This is a genomic window from Paractinoplanes abujensis (genome assembly GCF_014204895.1).
Lineage (GTDB): Bacteria > Actinomycetota > Actinomycetes > Mycobacteriales > Micromonosporaceae > Actinoplanes > Actinoplanes abujensis.
This window is the reverse complement of record NZ_JACHMF010000001.1, coordinates 3,457,389-3,477,921: the sequence shown is the minus strand read 5'-3', so window position 1 is coordinate 3,477,921 and position 20,533 is coordinate 3,457,389. Positions and strand designations below refer to the sequence as shown.

Annotated in this window: 19 protein-coding genes and 1 pseudogene; 14 read left to right on the top strand and 6 right to left on the bottom strand. The window is 72.9% G+C overall.

What is annotated here, in order from left to right; translation table 11 throughout:
- Window positions 1-58: 58 nt before the first annotated feature.
- Complete coding sequence (locus BKA14_RS15660) at window positions 59-808, top strand: GntR family transcriptional regulator (RefSeq protein ID WP_203722531.1); 750 nt, start codon at window positions 59-61, stop codon at window positions 806-808.
- Window positions 809-860: 52 nt separating this feature from the next.
- Window positions 861-2,018 (top strand): acyltransferase family protein, encoded by a 1,158-nt coding sequence (locus tag BKA14_RS15655; RefSeq protein WP_184951666.1) that lies wholly within the window; start codon window positions 861-863, stop codon window positions 2,016-2,018.
- On the opposite strand, the gene BKA14_RS15650 is transcribed toward BKA14_RS15655, so the two are convergent.
- The 3 genes from BKA14_RS15650 to BKA14_RS15640 are packed head-to-tail and all read right to left on the bottom strand — an operon-like array spanning window position 1,938 to window position 4,202.
- Window positions 1,938-2,852, bottom strand: coding sequence for a hypothetical protein (locus BKA14_RS15650; protein WP_184951665.1), 915 nt, complete (start codon window positions 2,850-2,852; stop codon window positions 1,938-1,940). The genes BKA14_RS15655 and BKA14_RS15650 overlap by 81 nt on opposite strands.
- Window positions 2,845-3,348 (bottom strand): SigE family RNA polymerase sigma factor, encoded by a 504-nt coding sequence (locus BKA14_RS15645; protein WP_184951664.1) that lies wholly within the window; start codon window positions 3,346-3,348, stop codon window positions 2,845-2,847. Before BKA14_RS15645 ends, BKA14_RS15650 begins: the two co-directional genes overlap by 8 nt.
- Window positions 3,345-4,202 (bottom strand): endo alpha-1,4 polygalactosaminidase, encoded by an 858-nt coding sequence (locus BKA14_RS15640; RefSeq protein WP_184951663.1) that lies wholly within the window; start codon window positions 4,200-4,202, stop codon window positions 3,345-3,347. The genes BKA14_RS15645 and BKA14_RS15640 overlap by 4 nt, the downstream gene beginning before the upstream one ends.
- A 115-nt stretch (window positions 4,203-4,317) precedes the next feature.
- Between BKA14_RS15640 and BKA14_RS15635 the strand changes: the two genes are divergently transcribed.
- The 3 genes from BKA14_RS15635 to BKA14_RS15625 are packed head-to-tail and all read left to right on the top strand — an operon-like array spanning window position 4,318 to window position 6,594.
- On the top strand, window positions 4,318-5,034 hold the full coding sequence (locus tag BKA14_RS15635) for a mycothiol-dependent nitroreductase Rv2466c family protein (protein WP_184951662.1): 717 nt from the start codon (window positions 4,318-4,320) through the stop codon (window positions 5,032-5,034).
- A 14-nt stretch (window positions 5,035-5,048) separates the two neighbouring features.
- On the top strand, window positions 5,049-5,780 hold the full coding sequence (locus BKA14_RS15630) for an SDR family NAD(P)-dependent oxidoreductase (RefSeq protein ID WP_184951661.1): 732 nt from the start codon (window positions 5,049-5,051) through the stop codon (window positions 5,778-5,780).
- Window positions 5,773-6,594, top strand: a complete 822-nt coding sequence (locus BKA14_RS15625) for a sulfurtransferase (protein ID WP_184951660.1) — start codon at window positions 5,773-5,775, stop codon at window positions 6,592-6,594. Before BKA14_RS15630 ends, BKA14_RS15625 begins: the two co-directional genes overlap by 8 nt.
- Window positions 6,595-6,636: 42 nt before the next feature.
- Here the strand turns inward: BKA14_RS15625 and BKA14_RS15620 are convergent, their stop codons facing one another.
- The 3 genes and pseudogenes from BKA14_RS15620 to BKA14_RS43195 all read right to left on the bottom strand — a co-directional run.
- On the bottom strand, window positions 6,637-7,932 hold the full coding sequence (locus BKA14_RS15620) for an FAD-binding oxidoreductase (protein ID WP_184951659.1): 1,296 nt from the start codon (window positions 7,930-7,932) through the stop codon (window positions 6,637-6,639).
- Window positions 7,929-8,735 (bottom strand): sulfurtransferase, encoded by an 807-nt coding sequence (locus BKA14_RS43200; protein WP_203722550.1) that lies wholly within the window; start codon window positions 8,733-8,735, stop codon window positions 7,929-7,931. The genes BKA14_RS15620 and BKA14_RS43200 overlap by 4 nt, the downstream gene beginning before the upstream one ends.
- A 129-nt stretch (window positions 8,736-8,864) precedes the next feature.
- Window positions 8,865-9,764: pseudogene (locus BKA14_RS43195) on the bottom strand (ketopantoate reductase family protein); the annotation flags it as partial.
- 132 nt (window positions 9,765-9,896) lie between these two features.
- On the opposite strand from BKA14_RS43195, the gene BKA14_RS15610 reads away from it, so the two are divergent.
- The 9 genes from BKA14_RS15610 (at window position 9,897) to nikE (ending at window position 20,507) form a co-directional block, all read left to right on the top strand.
- Entirely contained in the window at window positions 9,897-10,739 is an 843-nt protein-coding gene (locus BKA14_RS15610) for a LysR family transcriptional regulator (protein WP_184951657.1), read from the top strand.
- Window positions 10,740-10,843: 104 nt separating this feature from the next.
- On the top strand, window positions 10,844-11,587 hold the full coding sequence (locus BKA14_RS15605; protein WP_184951656.1) for an alpha/beta hydrolase: 744 nt from the start codon (window positions 10,844-10,846) through the stop codon (window positions 11,585-11,587).
- Window positions 11,584-12,726, top strand: coding sequence for an LLM class flavin-dependent oxidoreductase (locus BKA14_RS15600; RefSeq protein WP_184951655.1), 1,143 nt, complete (start codon window positions 11,584-11,586; stop codon window positions 12,724-12,726). The genes BKA14_RS15605 and BKA14_RS15600 overlap by 4 nt, the downstream gene beginning before the upstream one ends.
- Complete coding sequence (locus BKA14_RS15595; protein ID WP_184951654.1) at window positions 12,723-13,913, top strand: LLM class flavin-dependent oxidoreductase; 1,191 nt, start codon at window positions 12,723-12,725, stop codon at window positions 13,911-13,913. Before BKA14_RS15600 ends, BKA14_RS15595 begins: the two co-directional genes overlap by 4 nt.
- On the top strand, window positions 13,910-15,058 hold the full coding sequence (locus BKA14_RS15590) for an acyl-CoA dehydrogenase family protein (RefSeq protein ID WP_184951653.1): 1,149 nt from the start codon (window positions 13,910-13,912) through the stop codon (window positions 15,056-15,058). The genes BKA14_RS15595 and BKA14_RS15590 overlap by 4 nt, the downstream gene beginning before the upstream one ends.
- Window positions 15,055-16,680, top strand: coding sequence for an ABC transporter substrate-binding protein (locus BKA14_RS15585; RefSeq protein WP_184951652.1), 1,626 nt, complete (start codon window positions 15,055-15,057; stop codon window positions 16,678-16,680). The genes BKA14_RS15590 and BKA14_RS15585 overlap by 4 nt, the downstream gene beginning before the upstream one ends.
- 5 nt (window positions 16,681-16,685) lie before the next feature.
- A complete protein-coding gene (locus BKA14_RS15580; RefSeq protein ID WP_184951651.1) occupies window positions 16,686-17,729 on the top strand; it encodes an ABC transporter permease in 1,044 nt (347 codons plus the stop codon).
- Window positions 17,726-18,601, top strand: coding sequence for an ABC transporter permease (locus tag BKA14_RS15575; protein ID WP_184951650.1), 876 nt, complete (start codon window positions 17,726-17,728; stop codon window positions 18,599-18,601). The genes BKA14_RS15580 and BKA14_RS15575 overlap by 4 nt, the downstream gene beginning before the upstream one ends.
- 43 nt (window positions 18,602-18,644) lie before the next feature.
- On the top strand, window positions 18,645-20,507 hold the full coding sequence (gene nikE / locus BKA14_RS15570) for a nickel ABC transporter ATP-binding protein NikE (protein WP_184951649.1): 1,863 nt from the start codon (window positions 18,645-18,647) through the stop codon (window positions 20,505-20,507).
- Window positions 20,508-20,533 lie beyond the last annotated feature (26 nt).

Genomic DNA, 20,533 nt, shown 5'->3' with positions numbered 1-20,533 from the left:
CTGGTATGCAACTGGTATGTCAACGGTTTCGACTGGGCGGCCTGGTACCGTCGGGGCGGTGCAGACCAGCCCCTTGATCGGCCCGGACGCCCAGCCGCTTTACCTGCGGCTCGCCGAGCGCCTCTACGACGACCTGCGGGCCGCGGACGGCGCCGACGGCGCGCGGCTGCCCTCCGAGCGGCAGCTGGCCGAGCGGTACGCGGTCTCGCGCGTGACGATCCGGGCCGCGCTGGGCGAACTGCGCGAACGCGGCGTGCTGGTGTCGCTGCCGGCCCGGGGCTGGGCCGTGGCCGCCGCCCCCCAGCGGCGCGGCGCGGGCACCGCGGGCCGGGTGATGGGGTTCGCCGACCTGGCCGCCCAGCGCGGCCTGACCACCCGCAACCAGGTGCTGGTCAGCCACGTGCGAGCCGCCACCAGCCGCGAGGCCGAGCTGCTGCGCACGGTGGCCGGGGCCGACCTGTTCGAGATGCGCCGCCTGCGCTACCTCAACGACCTGGTCATCGCGGTCGAGCACAACCGCCTGCCGCTGGCCGTGGCCCCCGAACTGGCCACCACCGACTTCGGCCGGCGCTCCCTCTACGAGGTGCTGCGGGCGGCCTCCCCGCGCCAGCAGCCGCACTACGCCGACTACTCGGTCGAGGCCCGCAACGCCACCGACGAGGAACGCGAGCAGCTCGAGATCACCGGCCCGGTGCCGATCCTGTCGGCCACCCAGCTCACCTTCAATCAGGAGGGCGTCCCGATCGAGCTGACCGTCCAGGCCTACCGCGGCGACCGCTACACGTTCCGCGCCTCCATCACCGACTGACCCCCTTGACGGGCCCGGTCACGATCGGTGTCCGGAGTGCGGAGGGAGCGGTGTGAGCTGGACGACCCGGATCGCGGCGGCCACGCCCGAGCACCGCGACCGTACGATCGACGCCTTGCGCGCGGTGGCCATCGTGGGTGTGATCCTCGGGCACTGGCTGGTGTCGGCAGTGGTCAGCGACCCGCAGCGACCCGCGGCCTGGCACGGCGCGAGCCCGCTGTCCGGCCACCCCGCGCTGGTCCCGGCGACGTGGGTGCTGCAGACGCTCGGCCTGTTCTTCTTCGCCGGTGGCTACTCGGCCGCGCGCAGCCTCGGCGGCAAGGCGTACCGGCCCTGGCTGACCGCGCGGCTGACCCGGCTGGCCCGTCCGGTGGCGGTGCTCTTCGCGGTGTGGGTGCCCGTGATGCTGGTGCTGCGCCTGACCGCGGTGCCCGGCAGCACGCGCCGGCTGGTGCAGTCGCTGATCACGCATCCGATGTGGTTCCTGCTGGTCTTCGTCGTGCTGACCGCGCTCACTCCGCTGCTGCGCGAAGCCCTCTTCCGGTACGGGTTGTGGGCGGCGCTGCCGTTGGTGGCACTCGTGGCCGTCAGCGACGTCCAGCGGTGGAACGGCCTGGTCGCCCCCGCCGGCTGGGCGGTGCCCTACCTGCTGGGGATCGCGCTGGCCGAGGGGCGCCTGCCGCGAAGGGCCGGCGCGATCCTGGGGCCGGCCGGGGCCGTCGCCGGGGCGGTGCTGGTGCTCGGGCTCGGCTACCCGGCCGGCGCGGTCGGTGTGCCCGGGGACGGCCGGTCCAACCTGAACCCGCCCACGTTGTTCGCGCTCGCCCTGGCCGCAACCCAGATCGGGATGTTCCTGCTGCTGCGCCCGTGGCTGGCGGGCCGGCTGCGCAGGCCTGCCGTATGGGCGCCGGTGGTGCTGCTCAACCTGGCCGCGATGACGTTGTTCTGCTGGCACCAGAGCGCGCTGCTGCTGGTGACCGCGGGTGGGTTGCTCGCGGGCCCGCTGCCCGGCCTGCACGACGCGCCGGTCGGGGCGTGGCCGCTGCACCGGCTGGTGTGGCTGCCGTTGTTCGCACTCGTGCTGGCCGGGCTGTGGACGCTGGTGCGCCGCGGGGAGAGCGGGCCGGCTTCAGCGCGGGTTGGAGCGGTTGAGGATGTGGACGCCCGCGGCGAAGCGCAGCAGGTCGGCGTCGGAGACCGTCAGCGCTGAGCCGGCGGTGATGTCGAGGACGGCGTCCCAGTCGGCGACGGCGACCTCGAGCCGGGCCCCGTCGGCGTCGCGGGTGAGCCGTCGGCCGTCCGCGGGCAGCGGATACTCCTTGCGCAGCACCACACTGAACGCACCGTCGCCGAAGCTCATGGTGGATTCGGTGACGGTGTCGGGGGTCAGGCCCGCGGGCGACCAGTCGAGGCGGAACGGCGGCAGCACGGCGATCGCCCCGCTCGTCAGCGACTCGGCCAGGGCGATCACCTGGGCCGGCGTGTAGGTGTCGTCGGTGGCCAGCTGCAGCCACTGTCCCGCCCGCTCCGGCCAGTACAGGACGTACTGCCGGGCCGGCTCGGCGGCGATGGTGCGCAACCAGCCCGTACGGCCGCGGACCGTGACCGTGGTCCCGTCGGTGAACGACGGTTTCGCGCCGGTGACGGTGACGGTGGTGTCGGCATGGTCGCGCAGGTCGGTGGCCTCGAAAAAGGCGCTGAGCGTGCCGGAGCGCAGCGTGGCCACGGGCGCCCGCATGCCGTCGGTGGGCGGGAGCGCGTACGGGAAAACGGGGTTCTGGAAGCCGGGAACCAGCGTCAGCGACGGCGTGACACCGGTGGCGGCGGGAAGCGGCACGCTCGGGCCGGGGCGGTCGAGCAGCACCGCCACCGCGGGCACGCCGACGGCGAGAACGGCGGCCAGCGCGGACACCTGCACGGCGAGGCGGCGCCGGCGATAGCGGCCGGACCGCTGATGCACCTTGCTCAGCAGCTGCGCGTCGGGTGGGGCGCCGGCGGCCGCGCCGTGCATGCTGCGGGCCAGCCGCTGCTCCAGGTCATCCATCGCCGACCAGCCCCTTCTCGGTCATCACGGTGCGCATCTTGGCCAGGGCGCGGGAAGCCTGCGACCGTACGGTGGACTCGCCGCAGTCGAGCAGGGCGGCGATCTCGGCGTCGGGCAGATCGCAGTAGAAGCGCAGCACGAGCACGGCCCGCTGCGCCCGCGGCAGACCGGCCAGCAGCTGCCACATCTGGTCGCGGACCAGCACGTGATGCTGCGGATCGGCGGCGACGGCGGTCTCGGGCAGCTCGGCCAGCACTGCCTCGCGGGACGCGCGGCGCCGCCGCCAGGACAGGAACTCCCGCAGGATCGCCTTGCGCACGTACGCCTCCGCGCTGTGCAACGCGGCGACCTTGGCCCAGCGCCGGTGCATCCGCGCCAGGACCTCCTGCACGAGGTCCTCGGCGAGGTGCGAGTCGCCGGACAGCACGTACGCGAATCGCAGCAGCGCCCAGCCGCGGGTCTGCACGAACTCGTCGAAGCTGTCCGGCTCGCTCAACAGGTCTTGAACTTGTACGTGCCCGAGCCGGGAGCGGTGACGTCGACGTCGCGCAGCACGATCGAGAGGCGGCTGCCGAACTGTTTGCAGGCCTTGCCGAACCCGTTCGCGGTGTATTCGATCACCACCACATTGTTGCCGTACGTCGAGGTGTAGGCGTCACATTCGTCCCACTCGCCGCACTCCTCGGCCACAGCGAAGTCGAACCCGGCCGTACGGGACTCGGCCGCGCTCAGGTCGGCCGTGTTCTTCTGGCCGATCGCCAGCTTCTTCCCGTGCGCGTAGGCGGCCAGCGAGGCGGCGTAGGCGAGCGCGTCGGCCTTCTTGAGCCGGCCCCCGGAACGGCTGTACGAGTCCAGGTTGTCGGGCTCCACACCCTGGAAGCCCTTGCTCGCGCAGGTGCTGATCCAGCCGCCGACCACCTGGGTCAGTTCGGCCCGTTTGGCCGCCGTCGAGAAGTCCAGCAGGTATTCGTTCCAGTCGGGGTCCACGACGGGCTTGCCCTTGCTGTCGCGCAGCAGCACGCTCGGGTGGTTGGTCTCCCACCACCGCTTGGCCGCGGCGTCGGCCTGCGTCTGGAAGGCGTTGACGTAGCAGATGTTGTAGAGCCCGGCCGCGACGGCGGCGGTGTAGTCGCGGCTGACCACCTTGACCCCCGCGGGCGGCTGATACGGGCTCCCGATCTGATAGTCGAAGCCCGCGTTGGCCGGCGGCGGCGCCCAGGTGGCGGCCTGGGGCGTGACCGGCGCGGGCCGGGTCGCCGCGTGCGCGACCCCGAGCCCCGCGGCCACCACGGCCAGGGCGGCGGCCGCCACGACCACGGCCTTGATACGACTGCGTTTCTTCGACGTCATGCGTGCACTCCTCGAGGACGAGCGGGGGGACTCTCCTCCGACAACGCGGTGAACGGCCGCGGCCGCTGCACGCCGGCAAGACTTTTTTCGCCGAGTTCCCGTGAGAGGGTGGGCCATGGCTGACATCAACTTCTACTTCGACCCGATCTGCCCGTTCGCCTGGATGACCAGCAAGTGGATCCGGATCGTGCAGGCCCAGCGGGACTACACCGTCGACTGGCGGTTCATCTCGTTGCGGCAGATCAACGCGCACCTCGACTACGACAGCCACTTCCCGCCCGAGTACGAGGCCCAGCACACCGCGGGTCTGCGCCTGCTGCGGGTGGCCTCCGCCGTGCGGGAGAAGCACGGCCGGGAAGTGATCGGCCCGCTGTACGCCGCGTACGGCGCCCGGATCTTCCAGACCGGCCCGGACGAGACCCGCGAGCCCGGCTGGCAGGGCTCTCCCGGCCTGGCCGCCGGCGCGTTGACCGAGGCCGGGCTGCCCGCCGCGCTGGCCGAGCACCTCGACGACACCGCGCGCGACGCCGAGATCCAAGCCGAGTCGGACGAGGCGCTGGGGTTGACCGGCCGCGACGTGGGCACGCCGATCGTGCATTTCGAGCCGCCGGCCGGGGTGGCGTTCTTCGGGCCGGTGATCAGCCGGCTGCCCGACGAGGAGCAGGCCGCGGTGCTGTGGGACCACGTCGTGGGGCTGGCCCGGTTCCCCGGCTTCGCCGAGCTCAAGCGCAGCCTGCGCGAGCAGCCGCAACTGCCGTCGTTCGGCGTCACCGGTGACGAACCGGGTAAGACCGAGGACTGGCACGCGGGCAGCCGCCGCCTCCAGCACTGACCGAGGAGTTCTTCATGGCACGCATCGTCGTCACCGGGGCCGCCGACGGTCTGGGCCGGTTGACCGCGGCGACGCTGCTCGGCGCGGGGCACGACGTGATCGTGCACGCCCGCAACGCCGAGCGGCTGACCGCCGTACGGGATCTGCTCGACCGGGGTGCGGCCGGGGTGACCGGCGACCTGGCCGACCTCGGGCAGACCCGCGACCTGGCCGAGCAGGTCAACCGGCTGGGGCGGGCCGATGCGGTCATCCACAACGCCGGTGTCCTCGACGGCGCCCACGTCATGCCGGTCAACGTCCTGGCCCCGTACGTGTTGACGGCGCTGATCGCCCGCCCGCGGCGGCTGGTCTACCTGACCAGCGGGATGCACAGCGGTGGCCGCCCCGACCCGGCCCGGCTGACCCGCGGCGGCTCGTACTCGGACAGCAAGCTGTTCGTGACGGCCCTGGCCCTCGCGGTCGCCCGCCGCCGGCCGGACGTGATCAGCAACGCCGTCGACCCGGGCTGGGTGCCGACCCGGATGGGCGGGCGCGGCGCCCCCGACGATCTGCGGCTGGGCCACCTCACCCAGGAGTGGCTCACCACCAGCGGCGACCCCGAGGCCGACACCACCGGCGGCTACTGGTTCCACCAGCGGCGGCACGACCCCCACCCGGCGGCGGGCGACCCCGGGTTCCAGGAGAAACTGCTGGCGGCACTGTATGAACTCACCGGCGTCGCGCTGGAGGAGGAGTCCCATGAGTGAGGTCCTGATCTCGGCCGACGAGCTGAGTGCGGTTCTGCGTTCGGACACCGGGGTCACGTTGCTCGACGTCCGGTGGGCGCTCGGGGCCACCGACGGCCGGGAGCAGTACGAGCGGGCCCACATCCCCGGAGCCGTCTTCGTCGACCTCGACACCGAGCTGGCCGGGCCGCACGCTCCCGGCGCCGGGCGGCACCCGCTGCCGGCGACCGCGGATCTGCAGGCGGCGGCGCGGCGGTGGGGTGTCCGCCGGGGCGTGCCGGTCGTCGTCTACGACAACACGGGCGGCCTGGCCGCGGCCCGCGCCTGGTGGCTGTTGCGGGCGTGGGGCGTGACCGGCGTACGGCTGCTCGACGGCGGCCTGAAGGCGTGGCGCGCGGGGGAGCGGCCGGTGTCGGAGGGGAACGAGACGGCGGCCGTGCCGGGCGACGTCGAGCTCACCCCGGGCCACCTGCCGACCCTCACGGCCGACGAGGCGGCGGCCCTGCCCGGCACCGGGACGCTGCTGGACGCCCGCGCGGCCGAGCGTTACCGCGGCGAGGTCGAGCCGGTCGACCCGCGGGCCGGGCACATTCCCGGTGCCGTCTCCGCGCCGACCACCGGCAACCTCGACGCGGACGGGCGCTTCCGGCCCGCCGAGCAGCTGCGCGAACGGTTCGCCGGCGTCACCGGGCCGGTCGGGGTCTACTGCGGATCGGGGGTCACCGCGGCCCATGAGATCGTCGCGCTGGCCGTGGCCGGCATCGACGCCGCGCTCTACCCGGGATCCTGGTCGGCCTGGTCGTCCGACCCGGATCGCCCGGTCGCCACCGGCTAGGTTCTGTCTCCTGGCTCAAGACCGTCGGGTGCGGCGAAGTCTTCAGGCCAGCGCCTTGCCGGGGTTGAGAATCCCGTGCGGGTCGAACAGGGACTTGATCCGGTGGTGCAGATCGAGCGACGTGTCGCCCAGTTCGCGGCGGAGCCAGGCGCGTTTCAGGACGCCGATGCCGTGTTCGCCGGTGACCGTGCCGCCGAGGTCGAGGGCCAGGGCGAAGATGTCGTCGGCGGCGCGGTGGGCGGCGTCGGGGACGGGTTCGCCGTGCCGGCCGGCCACGATGATCGGGTGGATGTTGCCGTCGCCCGCGTGGGCCAGGGTGCAGATCGGCACGTCGTGGCGGGCCGCGATGGTCTCGATGGCGCGCACCGCCTCGGCCAGCCGGGAGCGCGGCACCGCGATGTCCTCGATCAGGGGCCGGCCCAGGCGTTCGATGGCGGGCAGCGCCTGGCGGCGGGCGGCCAGCAGGGGCGCCGGGTCGGTGGCGCTGCGGATCGTGGTGGCGCCCTTGGTCAGCACCTCCAGGGCCCGGGCGGCCTCGTCGGGCCCGCCGTCGGTCTGCACGATCAGCAGGGCCGCGCCCGCCGCGCGCAGGGCCGGGTCGACGGCGTCGAGGGTGGCCTCGTCGAGCAGCTCGGCCAGCACGGGCTGGATGCGGGCCTCGGCCAGGGCGACCGACGCGGCCGCGGCCGCTGCCACGTCGGGATAGGACGCGGCAATGGTGGCATTCGGCGGGGGCAGCGGGCGCAGCCGCAGCGTCGCGCCGACCACGATGCCCAGCGTCCCTTCCGAGCCGACGAACAGGGCGGTCAGGTCGTAGCCGGCCACACCCTTGAGGGTGGCCCGGCCGGTGCTGATCCGTTCGCCGCTGGACAGCACGACGTCGAGGCCGAGCACGGCGTCGCGGGTGACGCCGTACTTGGCGCAGCGCAGGCCGCCCGCGTTGGTGGCGATGTTGCCGCCGATGGTGGAGACGGTCAGGCTGGCCGGGTCGGGGGCGTAGCTCAGCCCGTGCTCGCCGGCCGCCCGGTCGAGGTCGGCCGTGATCACGCCGGGTTCGACCACGGCGACCCCGTCGGCCGGGCGGATCTCGACGATCCGGTTCATCCGGCTCAGGTCGAGCACGATCGCGCCCGCCCCGGCGGCGCTCGAGCCGGTCAGGGCGGTGCCGGCGCCGCGGGCCACCACCGGCGTACGGGAAAGGGTGGCCGCGCGGAGAACCTCCTGCACGTCCTCGGGCGTACGGGGGAAGGCGACCGCGTCGGGCAGCCCGTCGGGTTCCCATCCCGAGCGGTCGAGGCGCCGGGACGCGCGCAGGCCGGGGTCGCGCGACACGATCATGCGACGGGCCGCGACGGGTCGGACGACCAGGCCGACCACGATCCGGGGTAGAGGGCGGCGTCGATGCCGGCGACGGCCAGCGCGACGATCTCGTGGGCCGCGGTCACGCCCGATCCGCAGTAGACGCCGACCGGTCCCGTCACGTCCGCGAAGCGTTCCCGCAGCTCCGCGGCCGGGCGGAAGAGCTGGTCGGCGCCGAGGTTGCCGGTGGTGGGCGCGGAGACGGCGCCGGGGATGTGCCCGGCCCGCGGGTCGATCGGCTCCACCTCGCCGCGGTAGCGCTCGCCCGCCCGGGCGTCCAGCAGCGTCCCCCGCGACGGCAGGCCGGCGGCCTCGTCGGCGGTGATCGTGGGCAGGTGACCGGCCCGCAGCACGACGTCGCCGAGGGCCCGGGGCCGGGCGTCGCCGGTGGCCTCGGTGTGCCCGGCGGCCCGCCAGGCGGCCAGCCCGCCGTCGAGCAGGCGCACGTCGGGCACCCCGGCCCAGCGCAGCAGCCACCAGGCGCGGGCCGCGGCCAGCCCGCCGGTGTTGTCGTAGACGACGACCGAGCGGCCCCGGGTCAGGCCCCAGCCGCGGGCCGCGGCCTGCAGCCGGTCGATCGGTGGCAGCGGGTGGCGGCCGGCGCCGGGAGCGTGCGGACCGGCCAGTTCGGTGTCGAGGTCGACGAAGACCGCGCCGGGCAGGTGGCCCTCGCGGTAGTGGGCCCGGCCGTCGGGGTCGCCGAGCGCCCAGCGCACGTCGAGCAGCAGCGGCGGTTCTGGCTGCGCGACCCGGTGGTAGAGCTCCTCCACTCCGATCAGCACCGGGCGGTCGGTGGTCGTGCCTGGTCGCACCGGCTCGGGCACGGCCAGGCCGGGCAGGGTGGCCACCAGGTCGGTGTCGTCGAGCGAGACGGGTGGCGTGCCCTCGGCGACCGCCCGGTGGATGCGGGCCTGCAGCGCGGCGGTGGCCGGGACGGGCACCCCGTGCAGGCGGCCGAGCAGCACGATCTCACCGTCGAGGTAGTCGCTCTCGGGGGCGCCGGCCCGGGCCAGGCTCTGCCGGGTCGAGTTGCCGGCGCGGGACCGGCCGGGCACGTCGGCCACCCGGAAGTCGCCGGGGGCGGGGGTGGCGGGCGTGATGCCGGCGGCCGCGTAGACCGTCCGGGCCTCGTCCTTGAGCAGGGTCAGCGCGGCGTCGCGGAGCTCGCTCGGCGGGTAGAGCGCGTCGAGCGTGTTGACCAGGTTGCCGAGCAGCTTGGCGGCCTTGTGCGACACGATGTCGGTGGTCTCGTGCGCGACGAACCCGGCCCGGCGCAGGTCGGCGGCGATGTGCTCGACCGCAGGGTCGGCCGTGAACGGGTAGCGGCCCAGCCACAGCACGGCGGGCGTGGGCCAGCCGTGGTTGACCACCTCGCCCGGGGTCACGAAGGTGGCCGGGATCCACACCACGGCCCCGATCACGCGGGCGAACGAGCGCAGCGCGGTCCGCTCGTTGGCCAGCCCGTTCTGCAGGGTGACCACGGGCAGCTCGGCGGCCGCGACGCCGGTGCCGCCGTCGGCCCGCTTGACCGGGCGCCAGGCCCACTCCCGTACGGCGGCCTCGGTGTCGGTGCTCTTGGTGGCCAGCAGCAGCACGTCGTCCGCGGTGAGCTGCACCTCGGCCGGGCCGGCGGCGACCGGCACCGGCAGCTGGTGCTCGCCGTCGGGGCGCAGGTAGGTCAGGCCGCGTTCGCGCAGGGCGGCCAGCTGGGCGCCGCGGGCGATCAGCAGGGTCTCGGCACCGGCCCGATGCAGCTCGGCGGCGAGGGAGGCGCCCACCGCGCCCGCGCCGATCACCACGTAACGACTCATCGCATTGCCCTTCTAACCTATGGAAGCACTAGGAATTAGAAGCATGGTCGCGGCCGCGGGCCCGTGTCCAGCGCCAAATCCCGATCGGATCGATTAAAAGTTCTTATCAATCGGTTGTTAGCGTCCGGCGACATGGGACCTGTGCTGGACATTCTCGCGCTGCGCAGCCTGGTGGCGGTGGCCGACTGTGGTGGCTTTCACCGTGCCGCCGAGGCGCTGCGGGTCAGTCAGTCGGCGGTCAGTCAGCACGTGCGCCGCCTGGAGAAGGTGATCGGCCGTCCGGTGGTCGAGCGGCAGGGGCGGGCCACCGTGTTCACCCCGGACGGGCAGTCGCTGCTGGCGGAGGCCCGGCGCGTCCTCGCCGCGCACGACGCCGCGTTGCGCCGGCTGCTGGTCGGGCCGGAGCGCCCGGCCGTCACCGTCGGCACCACCGAGCACGCGGCCGACCTGCTGCTGCCCGCCATCACGGCCGCGCTGCCCGGCCATCAGGTGCGGTTCCGCATCGACCGCACCCGCCGGCTCGACGCCGCGGTCGACCGGGGTTCGCTCGACGTGGCCGTGCATCTGTCCGAGGCGTCGGCGGCCGACGGGGTGCCGGTCGGATCGCTCCCGCTGACCTGGTACGCGGCCACCGGCTGGGAGTCGCCGGCGGGCCCCTGGCCCGTGGTGGCCATCGAGGAGCCCTGCGTGTTGCGGCGCCGGGCGCTGACCGCGTTGACCACGCGCGGGCTCGACCCGTACGTGGTCTGCGACAGCGGCTACGTCGCGGGTGTGCTCGAGGCGGTGCGCAGTGGGCTGGGGGTCGCGCTGATGGCCACGGCCGCGACGACGCCCGACGGTCTGCGCGAGCGCGACGACCTGCCCGCGGTGCCGCCCGCGGCGATGAGCCTGCGCGCCCGGTCCGGGGCCGACCCGCAGGTCGTGGCGTCGGTCACCGAGGCCCTGCACGCGGTGCTGGCACAAGGTCGTCGATAAGTAAAGGTGATCGATCCGATCGCGAATCGGTGTTGGACGCCCTTCCCAAAGACCTACTAGCTTGGTAGGTGTTATAGGCAATCAGCCCAGCCGGAAGGTCCATCATGACGCTCGCCCACGAGACCGTGGTCCGCACCTGGAACGAGCCCGATCCCGTCCCCCTGCGCGGCACGTTCATCCTGTTCCCCGGGCGGGGCGAGTCACCGCAGGTCTACGAGCGCCTCGGCAAGCGGCTGGCCGCCGACGCCTACCGGGTGCACGTGGTCACCTCGCCCAGCGACTCCGCCGAGCAGGCCCGTGCGCAGCTCGACAACCTGCTCGAGACGGCCGACCCGGAGAAGCCGCGCATCGTCGCCGGCTCGGACGGGGGTGCCGCCTTCGCCGCCCACCTGGCCGCCGTGGGTGCCCTGCCCGGCGTGAACGCGCTGGTGCTGGCCGGGTTGCCGACCACCGCGGCGGCGGGCGCGAGCCGCGACTGGGGCGACGAGCTGGACGCCCGCAGCTTCTGCCCCACCCACCGCGGCAAGATCAACACCGTTTCCCTCGTACGGCCGGGGGAGCTCTTCACCGACCTGCCGGCCGACTGGTTCGCCACCGGTGCGGCCGCCCGCATCGCGCTCCCCGTGCTGGGCCTGCACGGCCGCGACGACAGGGTCAGCGCCCTGGCCGACGCGGCCGCCTTCTACGCCGCCGTGCCCCGGGCCGAGCTGGTGAGCATCGCCGGCGGCCCGCACGATGTGCTCAACGACCAGACCCACCGCACCGTGGCGGCGACGATCGTGCTGTTCCTGGAGCGGCTGCGCAACGGCGGCGACCTGGCCCCGATTGCCGTGCCGGTGACCCGATGACCATCCAGTTCATCAGCGCCGTCAACGTCAACCCCAGCAACGAGCTCAACCGGCTCGGCCGGGCCGGCATCGACCTGCCGTTCTTCACCCGCTACGTCAACGCGCTGGAGGACGCGGGCTTCGACTACACGCTCTGCGCGTACGCGTCGTCGTTCTCCGACCAGTTCGCGATCGCCAACCAGATCGTGGCCCGCAGCGAGCGGGTGGCGCCGATCGTGGCCCTGCGCCCCAACACGATCTACCCCACGGTCGCGGCCAAGGCCCTGGCCACGCTCGACCAGTTCGGCGCGGGGCGGGCGGTGGTGCACTTCATCAGCGGGGGCAGTGACGCCGAGCAGGCCCGCGAGGGCGACTACCTGACCAAGGACCAGCGGTACGCCCGTACGGCCGAATACATCGACATCGTCCGCAAGGTCTGGACCAGCACCGAGCCGTTCGACCACGAGGGCGAGTTCTACACGTTCGAGAACTTCCTCAGCCTGGTCCGCCCCACCCACGGCACCATCCCGGTCTCCGTCGGCGGGTCCTCGGCCGAGGCGTACCGGGTCGGTGGCTCCCGCGGCGACATCTTCGGGCTGTGGGGCGAGCCGCTGGCCGACACGCGGGCCCAGATCGACGCGGTGAACGCGCAAGCCGCGGCGGCCGGGCGCACCGACCGCCCGCGCATCTGGGTCACCTTCCGCCCGATCATCGCGGCCACGGAAGAGCTGGCCTGGGCCAAGGCCGAGCGCATCCTCGGTGTGCTGCAGCAGGGCGGCCCGAGCTCGTTCCGGTCCGTCCTGGGCGGCGCGGCCCCGCAGAACGTCGGCTCGCAGCGGCTGCTGGAGATCGCCGGCCGCGGGGACGTGCACGACCGGGCGCTGTGGACCCCCACCGCCACCGCCACCAACGCCGCCGGTGCCTCGACCGCCCTGGTCGGCACGCCCGAGACGGTGGCCGCGGCGATCCTCGACTACGTCGACCTGGGCGCCGACCTCATCTCGATCCGCGGCTACGACAACCTCAACGACCTCATCGACTACGGCCGGCACATCCTGCCGCTGGTGCGCCAGGAGCTGGCCCACCGGGAAGCCACGGGGCAGCGCGGCCCCCTGCAGGACGAACACCCCGGGGCATTCGCAGAGAGGACCCCCGCATGACCGACTTCGACACCACCATCCCGCCCACGGCCTCGCCCGAGGTGGAGTTCATCAGTTTGTCCCACCTCAATCCGTCGACCGAGCTCGAGCCGATCCCGACCCGCGGCATCGACCTCAAGTACTTCCGGCGGTACGTGCGGTCGCTGGAGGAGGGCGGCTACGACTACACCCTGCTGCCGTACGGGTCCGGCAGCGCCGACTCGTTCGTCACGGCCAGTGCCGTCGGGACGCTCACCGAGCGGATCAAGCCGATCGTCGCGCTGCGCCCCAACACCACGCCCCCGACCGTGGCCGCGCAGAAGCTGGCCACCCTCGACCAGCTCACCGAGGGCCGCGCGGTGGTCCACCTGATCTCCGGCGGCAGCGACGCCGAGCAGGCCCGCCAAGGTGACTACCTGCCCAAGCACCAGCGGTACGCGCGCACGTCGGAATACATCGACGTGATGCGCCGCTCGTGGACCGAGCCGGCCGCGTTCAGCCACGAGGGCGAGTTCTACAAGTTCGACGGCTTCGGACCGGGCTTCGCGCCGTACGGGAATCCGATCCCGATCTCGATCGGCGGGCAGTCCGACGAGGCGTTCGCCGTGGGCGGGACCAAGGCCGACATCTTCAGCTTCTGGGGCGAGCCGCTGGCCGACCTGCGCAGCGAGATCGACCGGGTGCACGGGCTGGCCCGCGACGCCGGTCGCAGCACGCTGCCGCGCATCTGGGTCACCTTCCGGCCGATCATCGCGCAGACCGACGAGCTGGCCTGGCGCAAGGCCAAGGTGTACGTGGAGAAGATCGCGGCCAACTTCGCCACCGTCCGGCCGCAGCTGCAGGGCACCCCGCAGAACATCGGCTCGCAGCGCGCCCTGGCCTTCGCCAACCGGTCCGAGCTCTACGACCGGGCGCTGTGGACCCGTACGGCCGCCGTGACCAACGCCGCCGGCGCCTCGACCGCGCTCGTCGGCTCGCCCGAGACGGTGGCCGCGGCGATCCTCGACTACGTCGACCAGGGCGCCTCGCTGGTCTCGATCCGCGGCTACGACACCCTGGCCGACGCCGTCGACTACGGCCGCTTCGTGCTTCCGCTGGTCCGGCAGGAGATCGCGCACCGCAAGGCGACCGGGCAGCGCGGCTCGCTGCAGGCCGAGCACCTGGGCAACTACCGCCCCGAGTACGCCCAGTTCGCGAGCACCCCGTGACGTACGCGTTCCCGGCGCCCGATCTCTGCGACGCCGCCCTGGCCGCGGTCACCGCAGAGATCGCCAAGACCGCGGGCGAGTACGACCGCACCGGCGAGCTGCCGTGGGCCGGCATCGAGGCCGCCCACCGCGCCGGGCTGCTCACCGCCACCGTCGGCCGGCAGTACGGCGGACCCGGGCTGGGACCGCGCGAGACCGCCCGCATCCTCATCGCCATCGGCGAGGGCGACGCCTCGGTCGGCCTGATCGCGGCCAACTCGCTCACCACCCACGCCGCCCAGGCCGCCACCGGCAGCTGGCCCGCCGCCCGCTACGACGACCTGCTGCGCCGCTCGCAGACCGGGCCCGCCCTGGTCAACGCGATCCGGGCCGAACCCGAACTGGGCGCCCCGGCCCGTGGCGGCCTGCCCAGAACCACCCTGACTCCGGCGGCCGACGGCTGGCGGCTCAACGGCCGCAAGGCGTACGCCACCGGCGGTGCGGGCCTGGCCTACCACGTCGTGTGGGCGGTCGAGGGCGAGCGGGTCGGCCACGTGCTCGTCCCCGGCGACGCACCCGGCATCACCTGGATCGACACCTGGGACCACCTGGGGCTGCGCGCCTCCAACACCCACGACGTGGTCTACACCGACGTCGCGGTGCCGGCCGACGCGTTCGTCGAGATCCCGCGCGGGGCCGGCGGCGTCTACCGCGACCCGGCGGCGGTGGCCGGACCGGGCAGCTTCGGCCATCCGGCGCTCTACATCGGCGTGGCCCGTGCCGCCCGGACGGCCTTCGCCGAGTTCGCCCGCGGCCGGGTGCCCGCCGCGCTCGGCCGACCGATCGCCGAGACCGAACGCATCCAGGTCGTGGCGGGCGAGATCGATCTGCAGATCACCCAGGCCGAGACCCTGCTGTACGGCGCCCTGCTGCGCGCCGAGGCGGGGGAGAAGCCCGACTTCTCGGCGATCAAAGTGGCCATCGCCCGCTCGGTGATCGCCGCGACCCAGACCGCGGTGGCCGCCCTCGGCAACCCCGGACTGTCCCGCCACAACCCCCTCGAACGACACCTGCGCGACGCCCTCTGCATCCGTGTGCACCCGCCCCAGGAGGACACTGTCCTGCTGGCCGCGGGCCGCCGAGTTCTTAAGGACACTCCCCGATGAAGCTCTTCAAACCCCTCGCCGCGACGGCCGCCGCCCTGCTGGCGCTGACCGGCTGCGGCAGTGGCGGCGGCGACCAGGCGGGCGCGGCCAACGGCACGCTCAAGGTCTCGTTCTGGCCCGACAACGCCGCCTTCCCCTGCATCGACCCGTTCCAGGTCTACTGGATCGAACACCGCTCGATCATCCGCAACTTCGCCGACTCGCTGACCGACCAGGACCCGGAAACCGGCAAGATCGTGCCGTGGCTGGCCCGGAGCTGGCAGATCAGCCCGGACGGCAAGACGTACACGTTCAAGCTGCGCGACGGCGTCACCTTCGCCAACGGCAAGAAGCTGGACGCGCAGGCCGTCGCCGACAACGCTGCGGGCTGGATCGCCACCGTCAAAGCCACCAACGGCGCCGCGTTCGGGGCCTCCTACGTCCAGGGCCTGACCGGGGCCAAGGTGGTCGACCCGCTGACCGTCGAGCTGCAGCTGTCCCAGCCCAACTCGTCGTTCCTGCAGGCCACCTCGACCACCAACCTGGCCATCACCGACCCGGCGGAGTTCCAGCTGCCCCCGGCCGAACGGTGCACCGGCAAGGGCGTGGTCGGCTCCGGCCTGTTCCAGCTCGACCACTACACGCCCAAGGTCGAGACCGTGCTGACCAAGCGGGCCGGCTACACCTGGGGCTCCGAGCTGGTGCAGAACAAGGGCGAGGCCAAGGTCGACCGGGTCGTCTTCAATTACGTGGCCGAGGACAGCGTCCGCACCGGCAACCTGATCAGCGGGGCCACCGACATCGCCTGGCCCCGCAACCCGTTCACCCCGCAGGACAGGCAACTGATCGAGAAGAGCGGCGACACCGTGGAGAAGCGGGCGCTGCCCGGCCCCGCGTACGCGCTCTACGCCAACACCTCGGCGGGCAAGCCGCTGGCCGATGCCGCCGTGCGCAAGGCTCTGTACAAGGCGATCGACCTCAAGACGTACGCGGGAACGGTTTTCGGGCCTGACTACCCCGTGGTGCAGGGGGCCTTCAACTCGACCACGCCCTACTTCAAGGCCGAGACCGACAAGCTCGCGTACGACCCCGAAGGCGCCCAAAAAATCCTCGAGGACGCCGGCTGGACCGCGGGCGCCGACGGCATCCGGGCCAAGAACGGCACCCCGCTGCGGCTGGAATACCCGATCACCCAGGGCACCGCGGGCGCCGAACTGCTGCAGGCCCAGCTCAAGCAGGTCGGCATCAACCTCGAACTGCGCACGCTGACCACCGCCCAGCAGGCCACCTACACCAAAGAGGGCGCCTACGACCTGGCCCAGACCTACTTCACCCGGGCCGACCCGGGCGCGCTGCAGTTCATCCTCAACCCCGACGTGGCCAACTCCAAGGCCCTGGCCCAGCGCTCCGCCTCCCCCGAGGTGATCAAGGGCATCCAGGGCCTGTTCGCCAAGGCGCTCGGCACGACCGACGCCCAGCAGACCGAGCAGGCGTACGCGGAGCTGCAGGACTACCTGCTCGACCAGGGCGTCGTGTTCCCGCTGTTCGAGCGGCTGCAGTACGCCGGGGTCAGCGACAAGGTGAAGGGTTTCGCGTTCACCTCCGAGAGCTTCCTGCGGCTCAACGACGTGACCAAGGGCTGACGACGATGACCAGGTATGTCCTCGGCCGGGTCGGGCAGGCGGTGGCGGTGCTGTGGGCCGCGTACACGCTGACCTTCGCGATCCTCTACCTGCTGCCCAGCGACCCGATGGAACTGCAACTGGCCGCGGCCGGGGTGCAGACCGACAGCCTGACCGCCTCGCAAGTGGACGCGATCAAGCAGCAGTTCGGGCTCGACGAGTCGATCGGGGCGCAGTACTGGCACCACCTCACCGGCCTGCTGCGCGGCGACTTCGGCACCTCGCTGACCCAGCAGGTGCCGGTGAGCGACCTGCTGGCCCAGCGGATCGGGCCCACGCTGCAGCTCAGCCTGAGCGCGGCAGTGGTGTCGCTGGTGGCCGGCTCGGCCCTGGCCTACCTGGCCACCTTCGTCACCCGCGGCTGGCTGCGCACCCTGCTCAGCCGGCTGCCCGCCCTGGGCGCCTCGTTCCCGCAGTTCTTCGTGGCGCTTTTTCTCATCCAGTTCTTCTCGTTCCGGCTCGGCTGGTTCCCGGCCACCGGCACCACCGGGTTCACCTCGCTGGTGATGCCGGTGCTGACCATCTCGGTGCTGGCGTCGGCGGTGCTGGCTCAGGTGCTGATCAAAAGCTTCGACGAGACGCTGGCCCAGCCCTACATCACCACGGCCCGGGCCAAAGGGCTGTCCCGGTCGGCCGTGCATCTGCGGCACGCCTTCCGCAACGCGGCGCTGCCGGCGATGACGATCCTGGGTGTCATCGTCGGGCTCACCGTCACCAGCTCCATCGTCACCGAGACGGTCTTCACCCGCGAAGGTGTGGGCAAGCTGGCCCAGGAGGCCGTGCTGGCCCAGGACGTGCCGGTGGTGCTGGCCGTCGTCACCGTGGCCGCGGCAGTGTTCGTCCTGGTCAATCTCGTCGTTGATCTGCTCTACCCGCTGCTGGACCCGCGGATCGTTGCTGTCCGGCGGGGTCCCGCTTCCGGCTCACCCACCTCCTCCACGTCCCCCACCTCGTCTTCGCCCGCCTCTTCCGCCTCTCCCGCTTCCGTCGCCGAAGGAGGCGCGCTGTGACCGCCACCCTGGCCGAGCCCGAAGTGGAAAGCCCCGAGATCACGCCCGAGCCGGCGGCCGGCCGGTTGACCGCAGCCCTGATCCGGCGCCCGCTGGTGCTGCTGGCCCTGCTCTACGTGGCCTTCATCGTGGTCTCGGCGTTCTGGCCGAGCCTGTTCACCTCGTACGGGCCGATCGACACCGACCCGGGCTCGGTCGCCCTGCCACCCGGCCTCGACCACCTCTTCGGCACCGACATCTACGGCCGCGATCTGTGGAGCCGGGTCCTGCACGGGTCGGCGCTGACCATCCAGGCCACGCTGATCGCGCTCGGCATCGCCGTCGTGGCCGGGCTCACGCTGGGCATCGTCTCCGGTTTCTTCGGCAGCTACACCGACTCCCTCCTGATGCGCTTCGTCGACGTGCTGCTGGCCATCCCGGGCCTGTTGCTCGCCCTGTCCATCGTGACCGCGCTCGGCTACGGCACCGTCCCCGTGGCGGTCGCCGTGGGCGTCGGCATCGTCCCCGGATTCGCCCGCACCACCCGGGCCGAGGTACTGCGGGTCAAAACCCTCCCGTACGTGGAAGCCGCGCGCGCCGGCGGCGCGTCGTGGACCCGGGTGCTGCTGCGGCACATCCTGCCCAACTCGTGGGGGCCGGTTGCCGTGCTGGCCGTGCTCGACGCCGGGGTGGCCATCATCGCCATCGCGTCGCTCAGCTTCCTCGGCTTCGGCGCCGCCCCACCCGCCGCCGAATGGGGAACCCTCATCGCCGACGGCCGCAACTACCTGATCACATCGTGGTGGTTGTCCCTGCTGCCCGGCCTCTTCGTGGCGTTGCTGGTGCTCAGCCTCAACCACATCTCCAAAACCCTGCAGGAGCTGACCCGATGACGCTGCCCTTCCTCGTGTTTTCTTCCGCGCCGGAGCTGACCCGATGACGCTTGTCCGCATCAGGGGGCTCGACGTCGGCTACGCCCGGCACCGCGCCGTCCTGCCCGCCGTCACCGGGCTCGACCTGACCGTCGCCCAGGGCGAAGTCGTGGCGATCGTGGGGGAGTCCGGCTCCGGCAAGACCACCACCGCCAACGCGCTCATCGGCCTGCTGCCCGCCAACGGCCGCATCACCGCCGGCTCGGCCGTCGTCAACGGCGTGGAAACCGCGGGCGCCAAGGAACGTGTGCTCCGGGGCCTGCGCGGCTCGGTGGTGGGGCTCATCCCGCAGGACCCGATGGTCGGCCTCAACCCCACCCAGCGCGTCGGGGCCCAGGTCGCCGAGGCCGTGCGCCTGCGCGGCGTGCCCGGCCCGCGCGCCCACACCGAGGCGCTGGCGTTCCTCGAAGAAGCCGGCGTGCCCGACCCGGCCCTGCGCGCCCGCCAGTACCCGCACGAACTCTCCGGCGGCCTGCGCCAACGTGTGCTGATCGCGATCGCCCTGGCCGGCCGGCCCAAACTGATCATCGCCGACGAGCCGACCAGCGCCCTCGACGTCACCGTGCAGAAACGCATTCTCGACCACTTGGAAGGCCTCGTCCGCGACCAGGGCATCTCCCTGCTCATCATCACCCACGACCTGGCGGTGGCGGCCGACCGCGCCGACCGCATCGTGGTGATGCGCGACGGCCGCAAGGTCGAGGAGGGCGAACCCGGCCAGATCCTGCACTTCCCGGCCCAGCCCTACACCCGCCGCCTGGTCGAGGCCGCGACGCCCGCTTTCCCGCGCCCGGCCCCGGTTCCGCCCGCTGCGGCGCGCCCCGAAGCGGCGCGTCTCGCCGAGCCGGTGTCGCCCGATGTCCCTGGCTCCGAAACGGTCTCGCGCCCCGCCGCGGCTCCGGCCGCCGCCTCCGAGGCGTTTCCGCAGGTCGTGGCACACCTGCCCGGCTTGTCCGAGGTGGCGAGTGGTGCAGCCACCGTCCTCCCCCGCCCACCCAAGGGAGATGCGGGCGACCATAACGCGAACGGGACCGTGATCCACGGGTGTCCACAGGGGAACGGCGAGACGATCCCCACCCCCGTTCTGGCCCTCCACGAGGTAAGCAAGATCTTCTCGGTCAGCGACCCCCGGCGCGGCCGGCGCGGCTTCAACGCACTGGAGCACGTCAGCTTCGAGGTGCCCCGGGGCCGCACGCACGCGCTGGTCGGTGAGTCGGGTTGCGGCAAGACGACGACCCTGCGCATCGCCCTCGGCCTCGAAACCGCGACGAGCGGCTCGGTGCGGCTGGACGGCACCGAGATCGCCGGGCTTTCCTGGAGCCGGATGCGGCCGCTGCGGCGCAAGGCCCAGCTGGTGCATCAGGATCCGTTCGCCACGCTCGACCCCAAATTCTCCGTACGGGAGTCGATCGTCGAGCCGCTGGTGTCGTTCCGGGTCGGCAACCGCCGCAGCCGTGAGGCCCGCGCCCGGGAACTGCTCGACCAGGTGGCGCTGCCCGTGTCCTATCTGGACCGTAAGCCGCGCGAGTTGTCCGGCGGTCAGCGCCAGCGGGTCGCCATCGCCCGCGCGCTGGCCCTGCAGCCCGAGCTGATCATGTTGGACGAGCCGGTGTCCGCGCTCGACGTGCTGGTGCAGGAGCAGATCCTGCGGTTGCTGGCCGAGCTGCAGCGCGAACTCGGGTTGTCGTACCTGTTCGTCTCGCACGACCTGGCCGTGGTGGCGCGGATCGCGCACACGGTGTCGGTCATGAGCGGCGGCCGCATCGTCGAGCAGGGCCGGGTCGCCGACGTCTTCACCGATCCGGGCAGCCCCCGTACGAGGGAACTGGTCGACGCCGTCCCGGGCCGGCGCGCCGATGCCGCCTGATCCGCCGCGGACGCCGTTACCCGCGC